Genomic DNA, 23,212 nt, shown 5'->3' with positions numbered 1-23,212 from the left:
CAAAAATCAAATTTACAGCGACCCTGTTTGAATTGCCGTGTTGCAAAAAACGATATTGCATAACGGCTCAAACAGTTGACATCCTATTCCTTTTGGCGGAGAGCATCTTTGATCAAGGAGTCTCATTATCTTGAAATTACACGTTGTTTCCCCTAATATCCAAACCATGTACTCCATGGTTTTGTAGATGTGGATATGTTCCTCCTTCGATCAAAAAATCCTATCCCTTCTTTTTCTCAAGCTTTTTCCCGGATAATAAGGCAATTTTTTGTTTTTCTGTTTGATTTCTCCAACAAACGGTAAATATAAGCTAACAAACTCGTATATCCAAAATCGGCCTTGTTTGTATGACCAAATTGTAAATTCTTCTCTTCATTGCTATTTCCTTGTTTTGGAACGAATCCCAAACTTTTTCGGGAAAACCTATTGAACTTTTGGATGCGACGTTGTAGAATATAGTTAAGACAGTTGTAGAACAAGGAGAGAAGTCATGAAAAATATCCAAAAAAGATTGCCCGATACGGAATTTACGGTTATGAAGGCCATTTGGCATTCGGAAGCACCCGTTACAACGCATACAATCATGGAGCAGCTGGATCCAGATGTCAGTTGGAAACCCCAAACCCTGCTTACCATCTTGGCTCGCCTTACGGAAAAAGGATTTTTGAGCAGCTCAAGGGTGGGAAGGGAACGTTGCTACACTCCCCTCATCTCAGAACAGGATTATCTTGAGGTTGAGACGGGAAGTTTTTTGAAACGATATGCGGGAAATTCCATCGGAACGCTTATCAAAACATTTTGTTTGGAAGGAGATTTATCTTCCGACGACTTGGACGAGTTGCGAGAGTGGTTTAAAGAAAGGAAGTGATCCTTGTGCAATTTTTGATTACACTGTTGTCTGTCAGTGCGGTCATGTCATGTATTATGCTTTCTCTTTTCCTCCTATCTTCCATAACGCTTAGGAAGATAACGGCAAAGACACGCTATATGATGTGGATCGTCTTGCTGATAGGTCTTATAATTCCATTTCGCCCGATTTTGGGCAAGGGCTTGATCACTCTAAATTCCCCTTCGGTAACCCCGCCGGTGGAAGAACGTATTCAAGTCGAACAACCGGAAAAAGAGCCTCCGGCAGCCGAGTTTACCGTAAAAAACTCCGATCCGGAACATTCTCAGGTACAGGAGTCCGCTCGGCAAGAAGAAGGGCCTTCTTCCGATCCGGATGTAAGGTCTTGGTTCCATGTGTTCTTTACCCTTAACACATTGATTGTGATATGGGCGGTAGGAGCCATTTTTGTCTTCAGTCGCTATATGCTGCAATACCGAAATTTTCGACGTATGATCAGACGTTGGGGCGAAAAAGTAAGAGAGGCCGAGACTCTGGTGCTCTTCGATGAAGTCAAAGCCTATATGGGACTTGACAAGAAACGCATAGACCTTGCTGTCTGTCCCTTTATCAACACTCCGATGTTGACCGGGATCTTTAAACCCGTCGTCCTTCTTCCTCAAAGAGCCTTCAGCGAAGACGAGTTGGAATTGATTTTTGAACACGAACTGACCCATTATAAGCACAAGGATCTGTGGGTCAATTTCCTGACTGTTGTGACCTTGGCGGTGCACTGGTTCAATCCTCTGTTGTACCTCTTTGTTCCGACTGTTTACAACGACGGAGAGTCCTACTGCGATGAAACCGTTCTGTTTGGAAAAGACAGTAATTACAGACGGTTTTACGGAGAGGTCATCATCAGTATGATCGATATGAATGTAAAGCGTCCGATTGCACTTTCGACTTGTTTTTATACGAAAAAAATCAACCTGAAAAGAAGACTCTTTCATATTATGGAGTCCAACAAAAGAAAACAACAGTATTCCATGGCAGGAATCGCATTGGCTCTCGGTTTGACCTTGGCCTCGGGTTCCGTCTTTGTATTCGCTTCGCCGGTACAAAACAATATCGGGCTTCAGAAGGCAAAGAGGATCGCTCTGAATAACGCAGGCTTGCAGGCCTCAAATGTATCCTTTGTAAATGCACGTCTTAACAAGGACGGAGCAACAAAGGTCTACGAAATCGAATTTTTCAGCAATGGCATAGAGTACGATTACACGATTGATGCAATATCCGGAGCTGTCTTAAATAAAGACACCGATATTGACAACTTCTCGATTCCACAAAACAATAAGACTCCTCAAGGATCCACTCCTGTAAACACTTCAGGAATCTCCCTTGAAAAAGCGAAAGAGATTGCTCTTAAGAACGCGGGCTTGAACTCTTCCAACGTATCCTTCATAAAAGCCAAACTCGACAATGACGATGGTCGAAAGGTGTACGATATTGAGTTTTACAGCAATGGAAAAAAATATGATTATGAAATCGATGCAACATCCGGCTCTATCTTGGACAAAGATACCGATATCGAGAGGTTCTCTCCTTCTCAGAATAACCAAGTTGTCCAAGGGCCAAATTCCTCCAACGCCTCAGAAGTTGCTCAAACATCAGCTTCTTCAAATACCTCAGGAAACTCTCCTGACAGAGCGAAGTCCGCAGCTGTTAATCAGGCAGGCTTGAACAGTTCTAAGGTTGAGTCCATAAAATCGACATCCGGTAATGAAGACGGAAGATCTGAATTGCGTAACAATGACAAGGTCGATGCTTCCTCTGAAAAGGTTCGCGAGCAGGAGAGCGGAAAAATCAAGAGCCGAGATAACGACAAAAACGATGATCGTGATAAGTCCAAGAATAATAATGACAAGGTACAAGACAGTAAGAACGATGACAGCAAGATAAAAGACAATAAAAACGACAACGGCAAAGTAAAAGAAAGCAGGAACGACGACAACAAAGTAAAAGACGACAAGGATGACGATGACGATACAGACGACGATAATGATGACGACGAGGACCAAGATGATGATAAAGACGACGATAATGACGATGATTAAATCCCTTCCTTGTTGAAATACGAATAAACCTATATAGGGCTCTCGGAATATAGACAGGGTCCCTTCTTTTCCGATACCGAACCATCTTCCGGCATGGTTCGGTATCTTTTTGCTTCGTTTATTCTATAAGGATCCCGATACCGTATCTGATATTATTCTCCGTTTTGTCTTTTGACATTAAGCTCCCTCTTATAGTATTATATTAAAATACGGTAATAGACTCCACGATCATATATAAACCCTATTTTTCAGTAGGCTTGTGAGCATCGTAATCCGGAGACCGAATACACGTTATATATATTTGATCTATCGTTTTTATCAGAAAGGAGTTTGGATGAAAACAACAACCGAAACACAAAATAAAATGGGGGTAGCGCCGGTACTGCCTCTTATTATCAAAATGTCCCTGCCGGCGATGTTCGCAATGTTGGTACAGTCCATGTACAACATTGTTGACAGTATCTTTGTTTCCCGTTTGGGAGAGAAGGCTCTTACAGCGGTAACCCTCTCGTTTCCCGTTCAAATCCTGATGATTGCGATCGGAGTAGGTACCGGCATCGGATTAAACTCCGTCGTTTCACGAAGGCTGGGAGAACGCCGTCACGAAGATGCGAGCAGAGCTGCAACCCATGCCGTCTATCTGGGCTTTCTCAATTTCTTGGTATTTGCCCTCTTGGGCATCTTCTTTGTAGAGCCGTTCGTCTCCATCTTTACAGAGGATGAATATATCTTTGCAAACACAGTGTCTTATCTGAAGATCATCACTGTTTTTTCGATAGGAATCTTTCTTCAGATCAACTTTGAAAAAACCTTACAAGCAACGGGGAATATGATTTATCCGATGATTTTTCAAATGTCCGGAGCTTTGATCAACATCATCTTGGATCCGATTATGATCTTCGGTCTCTTCGGTTTTCCGAAAATGGGAGTAGCCGGAGCCGGAGCCGCAACCGTTATCGGGCAGACGGTGGCACTTATCTTTTCTACCTATGTGATTCTGACAAAGGAACATGAAGTCCATATCAGTCTCAAGTCCTACCGCTTTGACCGCAAGACTGCCAAGGAGATTTATGCCGTCGGTATCCCTTCGATTGTTATGCAATCGATCGGAGCATTGCTGATTACAGGACTGAACTCTATTTTGATCTCCTTCTCGGAAGCTGCCGTGTCCGTTATGGGTGTCTACTTCCGCCTGCAATCCTTCGTCTTTATGCCGGTGTTCGGTCTCAATCAAGGGCTGATGCCTATTTTGGGTTATAACTACGGTGCCAAAAACAGAGATAGGATGATGCAAGCTCTAAAATACGGGATCATGATCGCACTGGGCATTATGTTATCGGGAACGGTGGTCTTCTTCCTGTTTCCGGCAAAACTGATGGGGATCTTCCATGCAACCGACGAGATGCTTGCCATCGGTGTTCCCGCCCTTCGCATCATCTCACTTCACTTCGGATTGGCAGCGGTCGGCATCGTTATCTCCGCCTTGTTCCAGGCAGTGGGCATCGGAAAATACAGCCTCTATATCTCCGCCATCCGCCAAATGGTAGTTATCCTTCCATTGGCCTATCTGTTCTCGAGACTGCTCCCCTTCCGATATATATGGTATTCCTTCCCTATCGCGGAAGTGGTCTCCATTATGTTCAGCTTCTATTTTCTCAAACGGCTCTACGATACAAAGATCCGTTTTCTCTCAGTCGAATAGGGGACAATTTTGCAATCCCCCTTCAAAACTCCTTTGACCTTGATACTCAACTCTTCGAACAAGGCTTCAACTGAAAAACACATCCACGCGTCAAACGCGTGGTTGTTATTTTGCGGGCATAGCCCTATGCTCCTCGCGTACACGTCAAACGTGTAAATACGACTGTCAGTCGCGTTACCTGTTTGTTACTTTTTCTTTGATTTAAAAGTTCCTACTTCACTCATTACTAACTGTTCTCCTAACTTATCCTCCTCTAACTGCTTTGCTATATACTCCGCAATTCGTACTTCATTTTTTCCTACTGTATCTACATAATATCCTTTACACCAAAACTCTCTGTTTCGATATTTAGGTGCAAACACTACATGATATTTGCAATTCCACTTCGTATGCGATAAACTATTTATGTCATTTATCCCCATAAATGACACCTCCTTGTGTTAAATTAAGTTGCTCTGACAGTCGCAACTTAATTTTAACACAAGTGTTTATGTCTTGTTCAAATGTGTAACATTTTCGGAACCACACGTCTAACGTGTGGTTTTCTATATACAAAAAAAGTGTTGTAAGATGATTCCCTCTTCTTACAACACTTTTTTCCTATCCGTTATCGCTTGTTTGAAGTTTTTTTAAATTCAAAAAGGAAGTCGCACTTATCCCCTTCCATTCCCAGGGTCCGGTTCCTCTTGAAATCCAATTTGCCGATATTACCGAACACAACGTGATCGCTCAGGCAGAAAATCTCACAGATCTCGGGGGTACCGAAGTAATCACAGGTATCCTTCCACAGACATTTGGTTATGTCTATCGCGAACTCTTCCTTATTGTCGCAAAGAATGTTACTGTCCCAAAAGTCGGTACCGCTCATCGACTTTCTCATAATCGTACGAAACAACTTCGGAAAGCCCGGAAGATGAAACATCTTCTCCAAAACCCCATGAGCCTTTCCCGCTCGATAGAAGGCACGTTTTTTAACAAGTTCTTTAGCTTCCTCCTTGGAAACTCCGAGTTCCACAAGACTCTTATACAGACAGATGTTAGGCAGGATGCTGCTTTTTTGTCTCTTTTTTTGCATTTTGCTCCAAGGGCCTCGTTGGATCGAATCAAGCATAGTTTTCATATTCTTTGCATATCCCGCATCCAACTGTTCCAGAACCTGCACATTCAAGTCCGAAGCATAAAAATCTTTGAATTTCATTTTACTCCACCCCCTGATACAATCTTTCTTGTTATTTCAGTGAGTTCCCGTTCCGATAGAGAGCTCCATCCTCAATTGTTGTCGTTCTCTCTCAATGTCCTTATCTAAAGTGTATCATAAAAAGATAGGATTATGCAAAGTATATGAAAAATATTATCATTTTCTTATGAAAAATATTTTTATACTGAAACCCGATTAAAATATCAGGTGTATGGGAGGTATAGAGATAATACTATTATTCTTTTGAGTTGTGGATATAAACAATCTGTGCCCCATAGAAGATAAACCGCTATAATCTTAACAAGATTCCATGTTATTTTAATATCTCTATTTAGAAACAAAAAACTCCACAGTTTCGTTATAATCATCTTCATCTTCGTATATTTCAAGATGTTTGCCAACTATAATTCCAAACATAGCATATTTATTCGGAGAGCTGAAAATTACATTGTCGCATACACATTCAACAGTATCTCTAATAGTATAGTTTTCTTTTAATGCCAGATTTACCAAATCTCTGCCCGAACAAATTCCAGCTACAAGCCTATTTTTATTCCTAAACTCATCTATACATTCAAGTATACGATCATTATTATATCTACTATACTCACCGCCACAAATTATTAAGCCATCAAATTCATCAACATTGATTTCATTCAAATACAAATTTGATTTTATAAACACTCCTTCTGATGTTTTTATAATGGGTAGATTGTCTGTAACAATACAAACTTCATACTGAGTGTTTAACAAATATGCTATTATTGAAATTTCAAACATGGGTGCTGTATCGTACATATAAATTGCAATTTTTTTCATAGCTTTACACACTCCATTCTTTATTCATCTTTCTACCTTTCGAGCGTTCATATAATCCTACAAACCATAAAACCGACTCCTAATGCTCCCAATAAAATTAAATCCTCTAAACAATTACCGTTCAACAAGCACTTCACCCTTTGTGCGATCCTGTTTTTTTCGAGGGATAAAGTATCAGGTCCTCGCATTACATACCGCCATTGCGTCCACCGTCGCATCGGGGATCCTCTTTTTTATCGCCTTCGCCGTCAAACTCAGGGTCGCCCCCGAAGTTATGATATCGTCGAGCAGGAGGATGAGGCTGTTCTCTTTGAGTACGATCTCCTTGGGCTCAAAGGCCTCTTCCAGGATCAACATCCTCTCGAAAGGTTTTTTCTCGGAGAGGAAGGGCGTGTTCTTTCTTCGTATAACCATGTCGATGACGGGAAGCTCCAGCCTTTCACCAAGCATTTCAGCCATAAGTTCGACTTGGTGAAAACCCCGGGTCTTGATTCGTGCGGGATGAATCGGAACATAAGTAAGGTAGTCATAGCTCATGCCCTCCCTTCTTATCTTCTCTTCGAGTAGTTCGGCAAAAAACTCCGCCAAATAGGTCTTCTGCCCGTACTTATAGCGGTAGACTAGCTTCTGTGAAAAACTGTTGTACGCCATCACGGTCGAAACACTGTCATAGTAATAGCGTTCATCCGTACAGTAACAGTAACCTTCTTCCACCGTCCGTCGTCCACAATGTCGGCATACACTGTCGGTAAACACGATGTTTTTATAACAGGAGTGGCAGAGAGAATAGGGATTTTGCTTGGATATACTCTGCATACAACCGATACAACTGATGTTGGAGGGGAACACCGCCTCTCCTAGGATATTCAGCCACTTCTCCATCCTTCCTACCTTCTTTCACGATATTCTCCGATCGTTGTGTCCAAACAAGCTCTGTTTCTTGGTTCCATAAAACACAAAAGGGATTTTCGATTATCCGTCTACCGCCCTGTCTGTTATGGAGATCCCGTACAGTTGCAAAACACAAAGCAACACTGCTACCGTGATTTATTTAAATCATTGATTTCCACTGCTTTGTATTTCATACTATTCTTCGATAGAAGTATGGTTATATCTGTTTTGCAACCACGAAAATTCGTTTTCTCTTCTATGGAGTGCAAATCGTTGATATCCATTATTCAAAGGAATAGTAGTATCATTAAGAAACAAAACGGATTTTCGCAGTCGCCGGAGTCGGTATGACCTCTCTTCTATCGAATAACAGTATCCTACCAAAGCTAAGGTCCTTGCCGGTTTCCATCTTACAGGATACTCTACCGAATAACGTGACAACAAAAAAAACAGGATGTTGCTTTGTGCGGTATCGACTCATCGTTGCTTCGCTGCGAAATCGGATACTCCAAAAGACCGAAGAACCTGAGTTGCCCGCTCTTTCGCCACTACCCCGTCTTGAGAAAATCTTCCCCCAATTGTTTTTGCAGGATGTTCGACTCCTCTTCTACCTCTGCCCTATCTTAAGGTTGGGTCTTGCACTGAGGCTGAGGTCGCTCGTATAGCCTTCGATCAGATGGTAATAGCCTGCTGCCGCAATCATCGCCGCATTGTCCGTGCAGAGCGATAGGGGCGGATAGTAGCAGGTAATCCCTTCCCTCTCACAGTCTTCCTCCATCTTCCGCCTCAGCCTTGAGTTCGCTGATACTCCTCCACTCAACACGAGAGAGGTGTAACCCCTATCCTTGACTGCCTTGAGAGCCTTATTGAGCAGGATGTCGACTACCGTCTCCTGGAACGAGCAGGCGATATCTTCGGCAACAACGGACTCTCCCTTCATTTTTGCGGAGTTGATATGGTTGAGCACCGCAGACTTCAACCCCGAAAAACTGAAATCATAGTTGTCATCCTTATAAAACGCCTTGGGAAAGTCTATAACATTTCTTCCTCTTTCGGCGAGTTTGTCTACCAGAGGACCTCCAGGATAACCGAGGCCGATGGCACGTGCCACCTTGTCATAAGCCTCTCCCGCAGCGTCATCCTTGGTCTTGCCCAAGATTTCAAACTCATTGTAGCCGAGTACCTCCACGATATGTGTATGTCCCCCCGATACGATCAGGGAGATAAAAGGAGGTTTCAATTCGGCGAAGGCAAGATAATTGGCAGCAATATGTCCCTCAATGTGGTTGACACCGATCAGGGGTTTGTTCAAGGCAAACGAGAGGGCCTTTGCCGTGGACAGACCGACCAGCAAGGCTCCCGCAAGACCCGGACCGTAAGTCACGGCAATACCGTCGATCTCACAAATCGGTCTGCCCCAGACTTGAATTGCCTCCTCCACGACACGATTGATGTCGACGACATGATTGCGGGAGGCAACTTCAGGTACGACCCCTCCGAATTTTTTGTGTATCTCGATCTGCGTTGAAACGATATTGGAACGGATGATCCGCCCATCTTGAATCACCGCTGCCGCCGTCTCATCGCAACTACTTTCGATTCCCAATATATTAACTTCTTTCAACTTCTTCCAACAGCTCCTTCTTCATTACAATCGCATCTTCTCCGTTGTCGGAGTAATATCCCCGCCTCATACCGATGACCTCAAAGCCTTTTCTACGATACAGACGTTTCGCCGGTTCGTTGGAGGATCGGACTTCCAAAAAGAAGCGTTGCAGGTCGTCCTCTCGCCCCAATCGAAAAAGCTCCTCTATGATCTTCCCTCCCACTCCAGACCTTCTCTGTTCAGGGTGTACGGCTATATTGTTGATATTGCCTTCGTCAACGATCTTCCAATAACCTCCGTAGCCTATAACCCTGCCATCCTTGAGGGCGACAATATAACGCCCCTCTTCTCTTTTTTGCTCGGCATAAAGCGATTCCCTGCTCCACGGAACGGCAAAGCAGATCTTCTCCATCGCATAGATCTCCTCCACATGCTCTTCCTTCATCCTCTCAAAGTATATCATAGGCTCTTTCCCGTCCTCTCCTCAAACTGAAGTTCCGCCTGGGATTTTCTCAGGTAGACCGGTTCAATATAGCCCTTCCCCTCTTTTTGGAGAGAAAGCAGACAGACAGAAGAAGCTCGCGGAAAGCGGAGATCACAGGGGGCCTTGACCACATTGCTCGGAACATCTTCCCACAGCTTGACCGCATCTCCAATCAGAATTACCTGCGGATATTGAACAATCTTCTCCTCCAGATCCTTTACGGACAGCACAGCCTCCTCATCCAGGACCTTAAGGGTTTCGGGGTGTTCCTCATCCCGCTTGTAAAATGCGGCATAGAAGTTGCCCCTCTGCGCATCGGTGGTTGCCAAGAGGACATCCTCGGAGAAGCGATGGGAATATGCCATCGCCTCCAAGGTCGATACCCCCACCACTTCTTTGTTCAGTGCAAGAGCAAACGCATTGGCGACGCTTACCCCGATTCTTACTCCCGTAAACGATCCGGGACCTACCGTACAGGCAAACCTGTCGACCTCGTCCATTGAACAGCCGATTGCCTCCATCATCGTTGCGATATAGGGCATAAGTCGTTCGCTGTGAGTGAGGGCATGGTTTTGATTCAATTCGTATTTTAAGACACCGTCCACCATAAGGGCTACGCTCAGCGATGCCGTGGACGTGTCGATTCCCAGTATCTTCATATACCTTCCTTCCATAATCCGTATTCATTCCCTTGTTTGATGTTGTCAACAACTACCCGACCGACATCGTTTTCCATTTCGTTTCCACGAACTCGATGTGGAAACATATCCATATTCATCCTTCTTTCACCGTTCCATTCTGATTCAAAAGAGTTCATGGCACAACCCGTGTGGAGAAAGTCCCGCTCAAAGATACAAGAGTATCGTTCTCTTGTTTTCCAAAATACAAAAACTCTGCCAAATGTACACTTTTAGGAACGTATTTATCCAAAAAAGGGATTTGGTCCGTTTCCGTAAATGACATGATGCTTCCCTATGCAATAAAAACATTCCATGTATCAATACACCGATCTAGGTTGCAAGCTGTACCGACCTTTTGGACGACAAAGTCCGGCATATCGCTCAAAATAGGATGAATTTCCAAGGGACAAAGGGCAGGATCGCTTTTAAAATCAGATATACAGGACCTGCCAAACCTCCCATCAGAAAACCGAAGCACAGAAAGGCAAAGGGCAGAAGATTGGTCATGATCGCCAGAACCTTCCATCCTCGCTTTTTCCATACAAAGCAAGACAGAAGGCATCCATAGAACCCTATCCACAGATAAGGCGTGATGTCAAAGTCAAGGATCAAGCCTCCAAAAAATACGATCGCCCAAATAGGGATGACAAGCACCATAAAAAACGCAAGAAAAGACAAGGTCTTTCTATAGTTAAACCCTATGTTCATTCTATCTCCTCCATTCTGTCTGCTCTCTGTAACCCGGACCGTGCGAAACCGCCTCACAAAGATAAAATGACCTTTGCGCAGTTTCCTGAAATACAGAAATTCTATCAAACGAATCTGTTCGAGAACAGGTGCAGGCAAGCAAAATCGATTTCAAATTATACGGTATTATCCTAATCTTCCAACTCTTTCAGCACCGCTGCGATACGATCGATTCCTTCTCTTATCTTCTCTCTCGAGGTCGCATAGGAAATACGCACAAAGTCATCCACTCCGAAGGCCGCTCCCGGAACCAAAGCCACATTGGCATATTCGAGAATCAGCTCCGAGAATACGAGGGAATCCGTGATCTTCCTTCCCTTGTAGGACTTGCCCTTACATGCTTCGATATTGAGCATAACGTAGAAGGCTCCTCTGGGTTTTCTCGCACTGACGTAGGGCAGCTCCTCGATCAGATCGATGATGAGATCCCGTCTTTGTTCAAACTCCCTCTTCATCTCCTCTACGGTGCTTTGATCTCCGTTCAGGGCCTCGATGGTCGCATACTGTGCCAAGGTGTTGGGATTCGATGTCGTATGACTCTGCATTCCGGAGATGATCTTGGCAATCTGCGAATTAGATGCCGTGTAACCAATCCTCCATCCCGTCATCGCATAGGCCTTGGATACTCCGTTTATCACAACGGTTCTATCCTTAATCTCCTCTCCCAAGCTTGCAATACTGATATGCTCTCCGTCATAGATCAGTTTCTCGTAAATCTCATCGGAAATCACGATCAAATCTCGTCTGATTGCCAAGTCCGCAATCTGTTCAAGTTCTTCCTTGGTATAGACCGCTCCCGAGGGATTGCAGGGGCTGTTGAGAATGATTGCCTTGGTCTTGTCCGTAACAACAGCTTCCATCTGCTCGGCACTCACCTTAAACTCATCTTCTTCCTTCGCTTCAACGATGACGGGTACTCCCGCCGACATCTTGACAAGTTCCGCATAGGTAACCCAGTAGGGACTGGGCACGATGATTTCATCTCCCGGATTGGTGATCGCTTCGACCGCATTACGAAGTGCGTGTTTCGCTCCGTTGGATACGATGATGTCGCTGATCTTGTAGTCAAGACCGTTATCCTGTTTCAACTTCTTGGCGATCGCCTCTCTGAGCACGGGCAGACCCGATGCGGCGGTATATTGGATATGTCCGTCCTTCAAATACTCCTGTGCCACCGTTCGAATGTTCAACGGTGTCGGAAAATCGGGTTCTCCTACACTGAAACTTATGATATCGATGCCTTTTGCCCTCAACTCTCCCGCTTTTGCTGTAATCGCCATTGTAACGGAGGGCGAGATCTGTTGATACTTTCTTGAATATTCCATGGTATCTTCTCCTCTTCTTGTTTGAAATTTCCTGCTTCCTTCAACAAAAAACCGTAAGAACATCTCCAAAAGCCCCAAAATTCTCCTCTCACTCTCTTTGCAAAAAAGAACCCTTTGTCAGAGGAATGATTTGAGAATTACGGGCTATTGCCCCATATAAACAAGCACCCTCAAAGACACTCTCCTCAAATACCCTTTGTCTTTATTTCAGGGATAGAAGGTAGGGCAACTGCTTATTCAGACGGTTCCCGGTTTAAATCAACTCCGGTCGGAGTCCTTTCTCAAGTCCTGCTTTCAGTCAGCTTGAAGGCTTCCTGTATCCGGGACTCTTTATCTTCTTATTCTATCATAAACAAAATGAAATTGCAGTTCATCCTCCAAATTTCATACAGGAAGCACAGGCCTCTTTCCGTTTCACCGTCTGTGTTCAAGCTCAAGTCCACGATTCCGCGTTGTAGTTATCCCTCTGCACTCAATCGACTTCAAGATATCAGAGCAGATGTTTTCCCACCCTTTTTTCCGGGGACCTGTCACATCATTGAAATCCGGTTCCTACAATCTGTCTTCTTGGATAAACACTCCTACCATTCTTCCTTTGAACGATGGATATAAACAATCCGTGACCCACAGAAGATAAACCAATTTTTTGTAGGTTGAAAAACAGATATATCCAAATTTTGATCCAAGAATAGTATAAATAAAAATCTTCAGAAACAGTTCTCCCTCTCACAAGGGACTGCTTCTGAAGATCAGAGCAAGACTTCACAAAGGTGAACTCTTGATTTTTCTATGGTTTTGCAGGAAATCGAAGTTTGTCAAATCCGTAGCTTCAAGAGACGCATCCTTCCTGTAACATTGATTTTACGCTGATTTTTTGAATCGTGTGGCATTTTTGCAGACAAGTCGATCTCAACTGAGGAGCGGTATCTATGCTGCGATCCAATGACCTTCCACCCTCGGAAAGGATATCTTCGCCTGAAACCGTTGTATCCTAATAGTGTTTGAAAACGACGGCCCCCTCCTGATTCAATGTCGCATTTTTGAAAGAAACGATATACAACCTTCTTCGCACAAGCAACAACTTTTTGAAGTTTCCCCACACTTTACCAAACGATGGAGATTCATTGTGTGCCCCGTCGGCGTTTCGATAATTCTCATAACTCTCGTAGGAAACTCCTGTATATGGGCAGAAAAACCTCTCTTTATCTCCCGCCTACATCCTCCTTCGACACAGATCCTACCAAGAGCTCATATTGACAACGGTGCGTCCCTGATGTCTTCCTTCCTTCAGTTTAACAAGAGTTTCCGGAAGTTCTTCCGGACCTATTTCATTTACCTCCAAGGCATCCATAATATGCCATTCGTCGGCAAACCTCTTCCAAAGCTTGAGGCGTTTTTCCCGATCGATCTGAACGGAATCGACTCCCAACACCTTGTTCCCCCTCAGAATAAAGGGCAGTACCGTCGTTGAGAACTTGATCCCACCCGCATTTCCACACATGGACATCGCTCCGTCATAGTTGAGCTGAGGAAGAAGATGAGAGGCCACTTCTCCTCCGACGGTATCGAGGATGTAGTCGTATCGACTCTTGAGAAGCAGAGGGTTTTCCTTCAAAAAAACGTCACTCGGCTCAACGATGTCCGTTGCTCCCAATTTTTGCACAAGGGTTTTCTGATAGTCTTTGCGTACAAGGGCTTTAAGGTCCTCGTAACCCTGTACCTTAAGCAGGGGAAGGGCCACACTTCCCACTCCGCCGCTGGCGCCGGTCACGAGGACAGCAGGCTTATTCTTTGCAGACATTCCTGCTTCTTCCAAGGCCTGAACCGACAATCCCGCGGTAAGTCCCGCAGTCCCGATTACCATCGCCTCCCTCATGGAAAGCCCTTCCGGCAGAGGGATGACCCACTCATGAGGAACACGAGCATACTGAGAAAAACCTCCCGTATGTGAAACACCGGTTCCGTAACCCGTGACCAGGACCTCCTGCCCCTGCGAAAATTCAGCCGTCTTTGAAGATACCACGGTACCCGAAAGATCGATACCCGGAATCATAGGATAGGAGCGTATGACCCCTCCGTTTTTTTGAACGGCCAACATATCCTTAAAATTTACCGAGCTGTATGCGACCTTGATTACCACATCTCCCTCATCCAAAGCCTCGAAACCGATCTCTTCCTCACGAAACGCGATCTCTTCCGCTTCCTCTCTTACCACCATTGCCTTAAACTTCAAATCCTTATCCATTCTTTGACCTCCTATATCCTTTGCCGGTTTGTTTCCACCTCTTCACGATCCGCTCTCATCCAAGCCTTATCAAAACCGAAGTTTTTATCTTTTTTGCGGAACAATGCCCATCTCACATAATCAAGCTCATCCATCCTTCAAAAAATAAAATTGTCCTTTTATTCAAAAAATTCTTGACTTTTGATCCGAGCAGTGGTACGATGGACAAAATATTTTTTAAGGAGAGGTATAAGATGCTTCGCACTACTTTAAAAACAACATACTATTATTACTACTATACAAAATGCTCTGTCTCATAAGACTGTAACGGTTTATGGGCGAGCAATATTTTGCGTGCGCCCGTAAGTGTGTAGTAGTATAGCTGTTTCAGATACCAACCACTGTCGGGAATTTATCGATAGTGGTTTTTTTGTACCCTTAATTCGGAGGTGATAAACATGAGGAGGTTCCTCATTGCTTACAGCTTCATATCCTTACCTGATCCAACCGCCGATGAAAACTCGTGTAAAGGTTTGAAGAAGCGGTTCGATTGCAGAATTTGGAGCTCTATCTGCATGAAACCATAACACCATACATCCAAGAAGAGATGTAAATACTGAAAAAGGAGGGCACACGAAAGTCGTGTGTTAAGAAAAAATGAAAAAAATCAAATGGATGTCAAACGAAAGTTTTCCCCTGGAAATGCATAAGGCGAGAGTAGTTCAAAATCTGAACCTCCTCGAACCCCAAAAAAGATTGGAAGCCATGGAAGAGGCGGGCTTCAACACCTTCCTTCTCAAAAACAGAGATGTCTTCCTCGATATGCTCACCGACAGCGGTGTCAACGCCATGTCTGACAAACAACAGGCTGCAATGTTGCAGGCCGATGACAGCTATGCCGGCTCCGAGACCTTCTTCCGCCTCGAATCCTCGGTCCGAAAAATGTTCGGCACCGAGTTCTTCCTCCCCGTCCACCAAGGCAGAGCCTGCGAGCACATCATATCCCGCAGCCTTGTAAAACAGCAGCAGACCGTGCTTATGAACTACCACTTCACGACCTCCAAGGCCCATGTCATGCTTGCCGGAGGACAAGTAGAGGAGTTGATCGGCAAGGAAGGACGGATCCTCAACTCCGACTTTCCCTTCAAAGGAAATATGGATATCGAACTGCTGAAAAGAAGAATATCAGAGCTTGGAAGCGACAATGTCTCCTTTGTTCGTATGGAGGCGGGAACCAACCTGATTGGAGGTCAACCCTTCTCACTGAAGAATTTGGAAGAGGTCAGCAAGGTGTGTCGCGAAAATAAGATACCCTTGGTCCTCGATGCAAGTCTCCTGTCGGACAACCTGCACTTTATGAAGACGAGGGAGGAGTCCTGCCACCCCATGAGTATCAACGAAATCAGCTTGAAGATCGGCGAATTCTCGGACATCATCTACTTCTCGGCAAGAAAACTGGGCTGTGCCAGAGGAGGAGGTATCTGCACCTCGAATGAGGCCCTCTTCAAAAAAATGCAGGGTCTCATCCCCCTCTTTGAAGGATTCTTAACCTACGGCGGAATCTCCGTCCGCGAGATGGAAGCAATGGCAGTAGGTCTGGAGGAGACCATGGACGAAGATGTCATCTCCCAAGGCCCCATCTTTATTGAATTTATGGTCAAAGAACTGCTCAAAAGAGGTCTTCCCGCAGTTACTCCCTCAGGGGGGCTGGGCTGCCATGTCAACGCCATGAAGTTTCTTGAACACATTCCTCAGGAAGAATATCCCGCCGGTGCTTTGGCAGCGGCCCTCTTCATCGTCAGCGGTGCGAGAGGAATGGAACGGGGTACCCTGTCGGAGCAGAGGGACGAAAACGGCATAGAACCCCTTGCAGATATGGAACTCTTGAGGCTGGCCCTACCGAGAAGGGTGTTCAGCGTATCCCATGTAATGTTCGTCGTCGACCGTTTGGAATGGCTGCATAAGAACAGAACACTCGTCGGAGGATTGGAATGGGTGGACGAGCCCGAAATCTTGAGATTTTTCTTCGGACGTCTCAAAGCCAAAGGAGATTGGCCACAGAGACTTCTTGAGAAATTCCGCGAAGACTTCGGTGACAGCCTCTAAAAAAACCGACCGATCTTACGACCCTCCTTCTTTGTTGCTGCGAAGTCCTTGCCCTCAACACAGATCTATAGTACAATGAGATTGAAATTTCCGAAGCTGCTGTCGGCAAAAAATCATCCTCTTACAAAAAGTTTCATGCAAAAGAACAGGTATATGACCTCTTCGGATAAGATCTCTTGAAAGAAAGGACTTCTTATGAACATTATTATCTCTCCGGCAAAAAAAATGAGGGTCGACAACGACAGTTTGGAAGCAACAGGCCTTCCTATTTTTCTCGATGAAGCCGAGGAGATTAAGACCCTGCTCCAAACCCTGAGCAAGGAAGAATTAAAAGAACTCTATCATTCAAACGAGAACATTGCCGCCTTAAACTATGAAAGACTTCAAGAAACGGATCTCAAAAAGAACCTGACTCCCGCCCTCTTTGCCTACGAGGGCATCCAGTATCAATATATGGCTCCTCAGATTTTTGAAGAGGGACAGCTCGATTATGTACAGAGGCATCTGCGAATCCTTTCCGGTCTTTACGGAGTTCTTCGCCCTTTTGACGGTGTCGTGCCCTACCGTCTTGAGATGCAGGCCAAACTCCGTATCAATACCTGCAAGAACCTCTATGAGTTTTGGGGAGGACGCATTGCGGAGCGTCTTGTGCAGGAGACCGACTGTATCATCAACCTCGCTTCCCTCGAATACAGTAAGATCGTATCCAAACATCTGCCGAAGGACTTCCGCTTTATCACCTGTGTTTTCGGCGAAAAGATAAAGGACAAAATCGTTGAAAAGGGAACGATGTGCAAGATGGCAAGAGGACGGATGGTTCGCTTTATGGCGGAAAATCAAATCACGGAGCCGGAGCAGCTCAAATACTTCGACTCGGACTACGCGTACAGCGAAGAAGACTCCAACACATCAACCTATGTGTTTGTAAAGAAAGAATAGTATCCATAGGTAATCGCCCGACAAAGGGATATCTCGTTGTCTAAGGCTATATCGTACAATTCGAAAAATCATCACAACATCAACTCCGCCCAAAGGATGAAATTCCCGAAGATGTTGATTTGACAAGCTTTAGTGTTTTATAAACTCGAAGGAAGATCAGGAATTTGCCTTTGTGCAGTCTTTCCCTGACACCGAGAAACCTTTGTGAAATCGACATTTCCAACAACTTTTTTGAGGAAAGCTTCGGGAACTCGGAGAACCATCGAAAGATCCGTGGTCTTCCCTAAACAGAAAACTTTCCCCACCTTGACAAAGAGCGGAACTTCGACAAAAACTCAGATACGAAAAATCATAGGAATCGGGTCGCACGGATAAATACCGTCCGACCCGATTTTTTGTCAATTTTTGCTGTCTATACCGAAGTCCGATCGAAGCGTTATACTATTATTCTTTTGAGTTGTGGTTATAAACAATCTGTGAGCAATAGGAGATAGAACCATATTTTGTAGTCGAAAAAAATAGATATATCCATACTTCTATCGGAGAATAGTACTATGCTGCTACTTGTTCTCTACGCACCCGAAATACTTTTTTGAGATTTGTTCCGCCCTTCTTCCATCGAGGTTTCCCTATCTCTCCGTCAAAAAATTTGATCTTTCCCTCTTGACAAAAACTCTTATTATCTTTATGATAATATCATAAAGATAATAAGTATAGCGATCCCGATTGATGTAATACTGCTATTCATTACACCATTGATATCAGTGATCCGTGGTCGAAACATAGATATCTCCATACTTCTATAAACTCAAAGAAAGATCGGACAGTTTGTCTTTGTACGGTGTCGTCTTAGATTGCAGAAAGGAGGAAAAGATGAGCAAAAAACAGGAAGATACTATCCGGAGCAAGTCTCCCAAGTCCCCTCTTCCTATTCAGGAGGACTTGCTGACCGAAAAGGAGTTCTTGGAACAATATCGTTCCTCGGATTACGAAAAACCCTCGGTTACCGTCGACATCGCTTTGTTTACCGTCGATGAGGAAGCAAGCGGAAACCATCGTAAGAACGAAGAAAAAAAACTGAAACTCCTTCTGATGAGGAGGGAACATCACCCCTTCAAAGAAAGGTGGGCGCTTCCCGGGAGCTTCGTCGGCATGGAAGAAGATCTCGAAGATGCCGCCCGTCGAATTATGAAGGAGAAGACCGCGGTACCAACCGCCTACCTCGACCAACTTTACGCTTGGGGCGAAAAAGAAAGGGATCCCCGCCTGCGGATCATCAGCGTCTCCTATCTGGCTCTGCTGAGACAGGGCTGTCTTTCTCTTCCCGGAGACAAGGCCTCTCTTTGTTGGTTCGATATCGACATGAAGAGACTTTCCAACTCCTCTTCTCACACCGATAGGGGCGAAGAGATCCGGCAGGTCGATGTTCTTTGTTTCACCTGTGAAAAAAACTCCTTTGAAGTTCATGTCGAAACCAGGATTATCTTGGAGGAAGGTATCGTGCGACGTAGTATGCACATCCTCAAAGACGAATACCTTGCCTTCGATCATGCAAAAATCATCGCTCATGCCCTTCAAAGGCTACGTCAGAGAATTGAATACGACAATATCGCTTTTTGCCTAATGCCTGAAGAGTTTACCCTGACACAGTTACAGCAGGTATATGAGCTCATCCTTGATCAAAAACTGCTCAAGGCCAACTTTCGGCGCAAAATCGCTTCTATGGTCGAAGAAACCGACAACTACAAAAAAGATGCGGCTCACAGGCCTTCGCGTCTGTATCGATTTGTCAACCGCTTCTCTTGATGCTGACGGAAAGACGATGATCCGGCAAGACGGTTTTCTGTCGATGTGCTCTTTCTATCGTTTCAGAAAGTACAATGAGGCCGTGAAACGGACACTTTCGCAAACCTTGCTTTTCGTTTGTAATAGGTCGTGCTGTATTTTTCGAATGATACGCCTCTTCCCTGAGTTTAGGGTCGGAACTTTATTGTATAATCGATACGCATTTAATACTATTATTCACTTAATACCGAGCGTTATCTGTAATACTGCTATTGATTTGAACAGTTGACATCAACGGCTTTTATTTCTTCAGACCTGAAACGTTTTGTTTTGACAGATCCAAGTCGGATGCAGCCATCTTTCTATTGAAAAAAAGTATAAGAGTGTCTTTTATACTCTTATTCTGTTCGAATTAACAGGTTGAAGGCTTGGAAGCATATCATCCTCCAAAGGATTTTTCGGTAAAGAGATATGTTTCCCTCCCGGCACTTCTATCAGAAAATCGTTTCGCAAGGATACCTCTTATTATCATGGCATTTCCATCAGGTTTTAGTATACGGATTCATAAGACAACAGACGTACAATCGTCCAATTTAAACAGATGGCAATACAAGGTACTGAAACCACAGTATAATATCCTCAAGGAGGGGAGAAACATGTTCGGAATAAAGTATATGAAGTTTGAACCCAACGACTATGTAATTCTTTACAAAAAAGGTAGACCCGTTCGTAAAGGAGCAGGGATAAGTTTTTGGTACTATAGTGCCTCCGAGAGCATTATCAAGATCCCGACCGATGTGAGTGACGAAACCTTTATGTTTGAAGAAACCACCCTCGACTTCCAAACCGTTACCATCCAAGGAAGTGTAGCATTTCGAATCGATGATCCGGAGAAGATCTCAAAATATCTCAACTTTACCCTAAAACCCAATGCAAAGAGCTATATTTCCGATGTAATGGAAAACCTGTCCAAAAAAATCAAGACCGCCGTAGCGGTATCCACCAACAAAACCGTAAGCAAACTCCCCCTTCACTCCGCAATTACACAGCGGGAAGAGATCAAAAACCTTATTTGGAACGATTTAAGGGCGGATGAACAGCTCAACCACTTGGGTATATCGGTTTTGGACCTCTCCATCCTGGGGATCAAACCCAATATCGAAACGGCTCGCGCATTGGAAGCGGAGGCAAGGGAGAAGATCCTCAAAGCCTCGGACGATGCCATCTACGCCCGTCGCAACTCTTCCATCGAACAGGAGAGGAGCGTCCGAGAGAACGAGTACAACACCGAGATCGCCATCGAAGAGAAAAAACGGGAGATCGAAGAGCGAAAACTCAAGGCAAAACAGGGCTTGCAACAACAACAAAACCACTTGAAAGAGCAGCAGGTGCAGGCGGATATCATTCTGGAACAGAAAAAAAGGGAACTGATCGAGCTCTCTTGTGAGAACACTCGTGTCGAGGCCCAAGCCAAGGCTTACGAACTGTCCTGCACCATGCAGGCCTTGGAAGGCACCGATCACGAAGTCCTCCGTGCCCTTGCAAGCATGGGCATGGATTCCAACCGCCTTATCGCGGTAGCCTTCGGAGAACTTGCCAAAAAAGCGGGAGCGATAGGACAACTGAACGTTTCGCCCGATCTGTTGACGGAGTTGATGAACAAGTAGCAACTTATACTACTATTAGAGATACCCCCTAATTGGAAAAATTAGAACAAAACCAATGCTATACAAAGGATGAGATTCTTAAAAATATTGATATAACTTTCGTATCTTATAAAACCGGATGAAAATCAAAAGCTTGCCTTTGTGCCGTGGTTCCCTATCTGTTAAAATTGACGGATAAAACGCTTTGAAGTATAAAAGCCTAATTGTTTTTTTGATAATGATACAGCCTATAAATACGATATTTCAAACGGAGAATTGTATAAGGAGAAGGAAGATGAAAGATGACCTGAAATTTGTTGTGATCACAAGGGAAACCCTCTTGGAGGAGCTGATCAAAAGATACAACACCCTCGAACAGGCCCGCTTCTATGTGACTCACCTCGGCGAGGACTTTGAAGAGTACCAACGCCAACATCGGCAGTACCGCCGTTCGCTTGAGCAGACTCTCCGCATCCTCGGAGAAAAAGGTCGGGTCCAAGTCATCGAGCGTCGCTACCTCCCGAACTTCCTGTTCGGATCGGACGACATCATCGTAGTCGTAGGTCAGGACGGCTTGGTTGCCAATACGATGAAATACCTTACCTCACAGAAGGTCATAGGCATCAATCCGGACAAAAGACTGTGGGACGGTGTCCTCCTCCCCTTCGATCCTTCCTCGCTCAAAAAACTCCTCCCCGATATTCTCCGAGAAAAACGGGAAATCCGGGAAATTACCATGGCAAAGGCAAGCCTGAAAAATGGACAATATCTCTATGCCGTCAACGACCTCTTCATCGGTCCCAAGAGCCATACCTCCGCCAAGTACAGGCTCTTCTTCGACAAAACGGAAGAACTCCAGTCCTCCAGCGGTATCATCGTCTCAACGGGCCTCGGAAGTACGGGCTGGCTGAAAAGTATCCTCTGCGGAGCCTTCGGGATCGTAAACGGAGCGAAACATCTACCCGTACAAGCCGAAACCGTATTCAAAGACTCTTCGCCCTCCCTGAACTGGGACAGCCCCGAACTGATCTTCTCCGTGCGAGAGCCCTTTCCAAGCAGAAGTTCGGGTGTCAGCTGTGTCTTCGGCTCCATAGACGGCAGGCGTTCTCTTCGTCTTATCTCCTACATGCCGGAGAACGGCGTTATCTTCAGCGACGGCATCGAAAAAGACTTTTTGGAATTCTCCTCGGGAATGGAAGCCTGCATCACCGTTGCGGACAGAAGGGGCCATCTTGTGGTATAATGTCAGGGAAGTCGAAACTTCGATATGACCTCATCCGTCAAATAGACTGATCTCCGTAAATTTAAACGGGTAGTAGTATCAAACGGATTATAGTATTGAACGGTATCAGAGCAAGGAGGAGATTTTAATGAAGAAGATGAAAAGCACGGAGGAACTGGAAGCAACAAAGAAGGAGCACCCTTTCTTTCTACTCTATGTCGGTATGGAAGGATGCAATATCTGCCACAGCGACAAGCCCAAGGTCGAAGAACTTTCACGGAAGATGAAGCTGCCGGCCTACGAGATCGACTACAACGAAACTCCTTCGATCCGAGGCTGTCTCAATATCTTTACCGTGCCCGTCGTCCTGCTCTTCCGAGAGGGGAGAGAGGTACACAGGCAGGCTCGGATCATCGCCCTTGAGGAACTTCGCTACCGTATAGAGCAGATGGGGGAGGGACTTGAAACATATTGACAGGGGAACACCGCATAATTCGAAAAGTCATCGTAGAATCACTGTATATGAATTCTGATTTTCTTGAGAGTATTTATTTAGAGCGTGTCTACGCAATACTTTACAAAACGTAAAAAATGTGAGATACTCGTATAAAACAGAGGAGGTTTTATACGATGGAACAACTACAAAATAGACATGATTTAACCGATGCACAGTGGAATAGAATTGAACCGATTATCAAACAGCACTTAAATAAACGAGGTGGATCAAACGCCAATGACAACAGGGTGTTTGTCAACGCCTGCCTATGGATCATAAGAACCGGCTCTCCTTGGAGAGATCTCCCTCCTCAATACGGTAAGTTCAATGCGGTCCATCGCAGATATAAACGATGGTGTGACAACCACATTTGGGAATATATCCTTGCAGAACTCATAACGG

The 23,212-nt window shown here is 44.9% G+C and carries 19 protein-coding genes and 1 pseudogene; 10 read left to right on the top strand and 10 right to left on the bottom strand.

What is annotated here, in order from left to right; all coding sequences use genetic code 11:
* The first annotated feature begins 490 nt into the window (after positions 1 to 490).
* From ACFO4R_RS02515 to ACFO4R_RS02505, 3 genes are all read left to right on the top strand, one after another.
* The gene (locus tag ACFO4R_RS02515; protein WP_379787422.1) at positions 491 to 868 is read left to right on the top strand and encodes a BlaI/MecI/CopY family transcriptional regulator; all 378 of its coding nucleotides are present in this window, start codon (positions 491 to 493) and stop codon (positions 866 to 868) included.
* Positions 869 to 873: 5 nt separating this feature from the next.
* A complete protein-coding gene (locus ACFO4R_RS02510; RefSeq protein ID WP_379787421.1) occupies positions 874 to 2,940 on the top strand; it encodes a M56 family metallopeptidase in 2,067 nt (688 codons plus the stop codon).
* 334 nt (positions 2,941 to 3,274) lie between these two features.
* A complete protein-coding gene (locus ACFO4R_RS02505) occupies positions 3,275 to 4,642 on the top strand; it encodes an MATE family efflux transporter (RefSeq protein ID WP_379787420.1) in 1,368 nt (455 codons plus the stop codon).
* Positions 4,643 to 4,827: 185 nt separating this feature from the next.
* On the opposite strand, the gene ACFO4R_RS02500 is transcribed toward ACFO4R_RS02505, so the two are convergent.
* From ACFO4R_RS02500 to ACFO4R_RS02455, 10 genes are all read right to left on the bottom strand, one after another.
* Complete coding sequence (locus tag ACFO4R_RS02500) at positions 4,828 to 5,064, bottom strand: hypothetical protein (RefSeq protein WP_379787419.1); 237 nt, start codon at positions 5,062 to 5,064, stop codon at positions 4,828 to 4,830.
* 185 nt (positions 5,065 to 5,249) lie between these two features.
* Positions 5,250 to 5,840 (bottom strand): L-2-amino-thiazoline-4-carboxylic acid hydrolase, encoded by a 591-nt coding sequence (locus ACFO4R_RS02495; protein ID WP_379787418.1) that lies wholly within the window; start codon positions 5,838 to 5,840, stop codon positions 5,250 to 5,252.
* Between the two features lie 327 nt (positions 5,841 to 6,167).
* Positions 6,168 to 6,659: a DJ-1/PfpI family protein gene (locus ACFO4R_RS02490; protein WP_379787417.1), complete on the bottom strand. Its 492-nt coding sequence runs from the start codon at positions 6,657 to 6,659 to the stop codon at positions 6,168 to 6,170.
* Between the two features lie 174 nt (positions 6,660 to 6,833).
* Complete coding sequence (locus tag ACFO4R_RS02485) at positions 6,834 to 7,541, bottom strand: ComF family protein (RefSeq protein ID WP_379787416.1); 708 nt, start codon at positions 7,539 to 7,541, stop codon at positions 6,834 to 6,836.
* Between the two features lie 616 nt (positions 7,542 to 8,157).
* Positions 8,158 to 9,174: a tRNA (adenosine(37)-N6)-threonylcarbamoyltransferase complex transferase subunit TsaD gene (gene tsaD, locus ACFO4R_RS02480; RefSeq protein WP_379787415.1), complete on the bottom strand. Its 1,017-nt coding sequence runs from the start codon at positions 9,172 to 9,174 to the stop codon at positions 8,158 to 8,160.
* Complete coding sequence (gene rimI, locus ACFO4R_RS02475) at positions 9,161 to 9,619, bottom strand: ribosomal protein S18-alanine N-acetyltransferase (protein ID WP_379787414.1); 459 nt, start codon at positions 9,617 to 9,619, stop codon at positions 9,161 to 9,163. The genes tsaD and rimI overlap by 14 nt, the downstream gene beginning before the upstream one ends.
* Positions 9,616 to 10,299, bottom strand: coding sequence for a tRNA (adenosine(37)-N6)-threonylcarbamoyltransferase complex dimerization subunit type 1 TsaB (gene tsaB, locus ACFO4R_RS02470; protein WP_379787412.1), 684 nt, complete (start codon positions 10,297 to 10,299; stop codon positions 9,616 to 9,618). Before tsaB ends, rimI begins: the two co-directional genes overlap by 4 nt.
* 402 nt (positions 10,300 to 10,701) lie before the next feature.
* Complete coding sequence (locus tag ACFO4R_RS02465; protein ID WP_379787410.1) at positions 10,702 to 11,028, bottom strand: hypothetical protein; 327 nt, start codon at positions 11,026 to 11,028, stop codon at positions 10,702 to 10,704.
* A 170-nt stretch (positions 11,029 to 11,198) separates the two neighbouring features.
* Positions 11,199 to 12,392 carry a pyridoxal phosphate-dependent aminotransferase gene (locus ACFO4R_RS02460; RefSeq protein WP_379787409.1) on the bottom strand — a complete coding sequence of 398 codons (1,194 nt, stop codon included), beginning with the start codon at positions 12,390 to 12,392 and terminating at the stop codon, positions 11,199 to 11,201.
* 1,237 nt (positions 12,393 to 13,629) lie between these two features.
* A complete protein-coding gene (locus ACFO4R_RS02455) occupies positions 13,630 to 14,637 on the bottom strand; it encodes a YhdH/YhfP family quinone oxidoreductase (RefSeq protein WP_379787408.1) in 1,008 nt (335 codons plus the stop codon).
* Positions 14,638 to 15,273: 636 nt separating this feature from the next.
* On the opposite strand from ACFO4R_RS02455, the gene ACFO4R_RS02450 reads away from it, so the two are divergent.
* The 7 genes and pseudogenes from ACFO4R_RS02450 to ACFO4R_RS02420 form a co-directional block, all read left to right on the top strand.
* Entirely contained in the window at positions 15,274 to 16,722 is a 1,449-nt protein-coding gene (locus ACFO4R_RS02450) for a tryptophanase (protein ID WP_379787407.1), read from the top strand.
* Positions 16,723 to 16,917: 195 nt separating this feature from the next.
* Positions 16,918 to 17,661, top strand: coding sequence for a peroxide stress protein YaaA (gene yaaA, locus ACFO4R_RS02445; RefSeq protein WP_379787406.1), 744 nt, complete (start codon positions 16,918 to 16,920; stop codon positions 17,659 to 17,661).
* 873 nt (positions 17,662 to 18,534) lie between these two features.
* On the top strand, positions 18,535 to 19,467 hold the full coding sequence (locus ACFO4R_RS02440) for an NUDIX domain-containing protein (RefSeq protein WP_379787405.1): 933 nt from the start codon (positions 18,535 to 18,537) through the stop codon (positions 19,465 to 19,467).
* A 635-nt stretch (positions 19,468 to 20,102) separates the two neighbouring features.
* On the top strand, positions 20,103 to 21,113 hold the full coding sequence (locus ACFO4R_RS02435; RefSeq protein ID WP_379787404.1) for an SPFH domain-containing protein: 1,011 nt from the start codon (positions 20,103 to 20,105) through the stop codon (positions 21,111 to 21,113).
* Positions 21,114 to 21,387: 274 nt separating this feature from the next.
* Positions 21,388 to 22,335 carry an NAD(+)/NADH kinase gene (locus ACFO4R_RS02430; RefSeq protein ID WP_379787403.1) on the top strand — a complete coding sequence of 316 codons (948 nt, stop codon included), beginning with the start codon at positions 21,388 to 21,390 and terminating at the stop codon, positions 22,333 to 22,335.
* 88 nt (positions 22,336 to 22,423) lie between these two features.
* A pseudogene (locus tag ACFO4R_RS02425) lies at positions 22,424 to 22,789 on the top strand (thioredoxin family protein); the annotation flags it as partial.
* 155 nt (positions 22,790 to 22,944) lie between these two features.
* Positions 22,945 to 23,212, top strand: a 268-nt coding sequence (locus ACFO4R_RS02420; RefSeq protein WP_379787402.1) for a transposase, incomplete at its 3' end; no start/stop codon positions are given.

This window comes from Filifactor villosus (assembly GCF_042652965.1).
Classification (GTDB): domain Bacteria; phylum Bacillota; class Clostridia; order Peptostreptococcales; family Filifactoraceae; genus Filifactor; species Filifactor villosus.
Note: the sequence above shows the minus strand (reverse complement) of the source record. Positions and strands in the feature narration are given on the sequence as shown.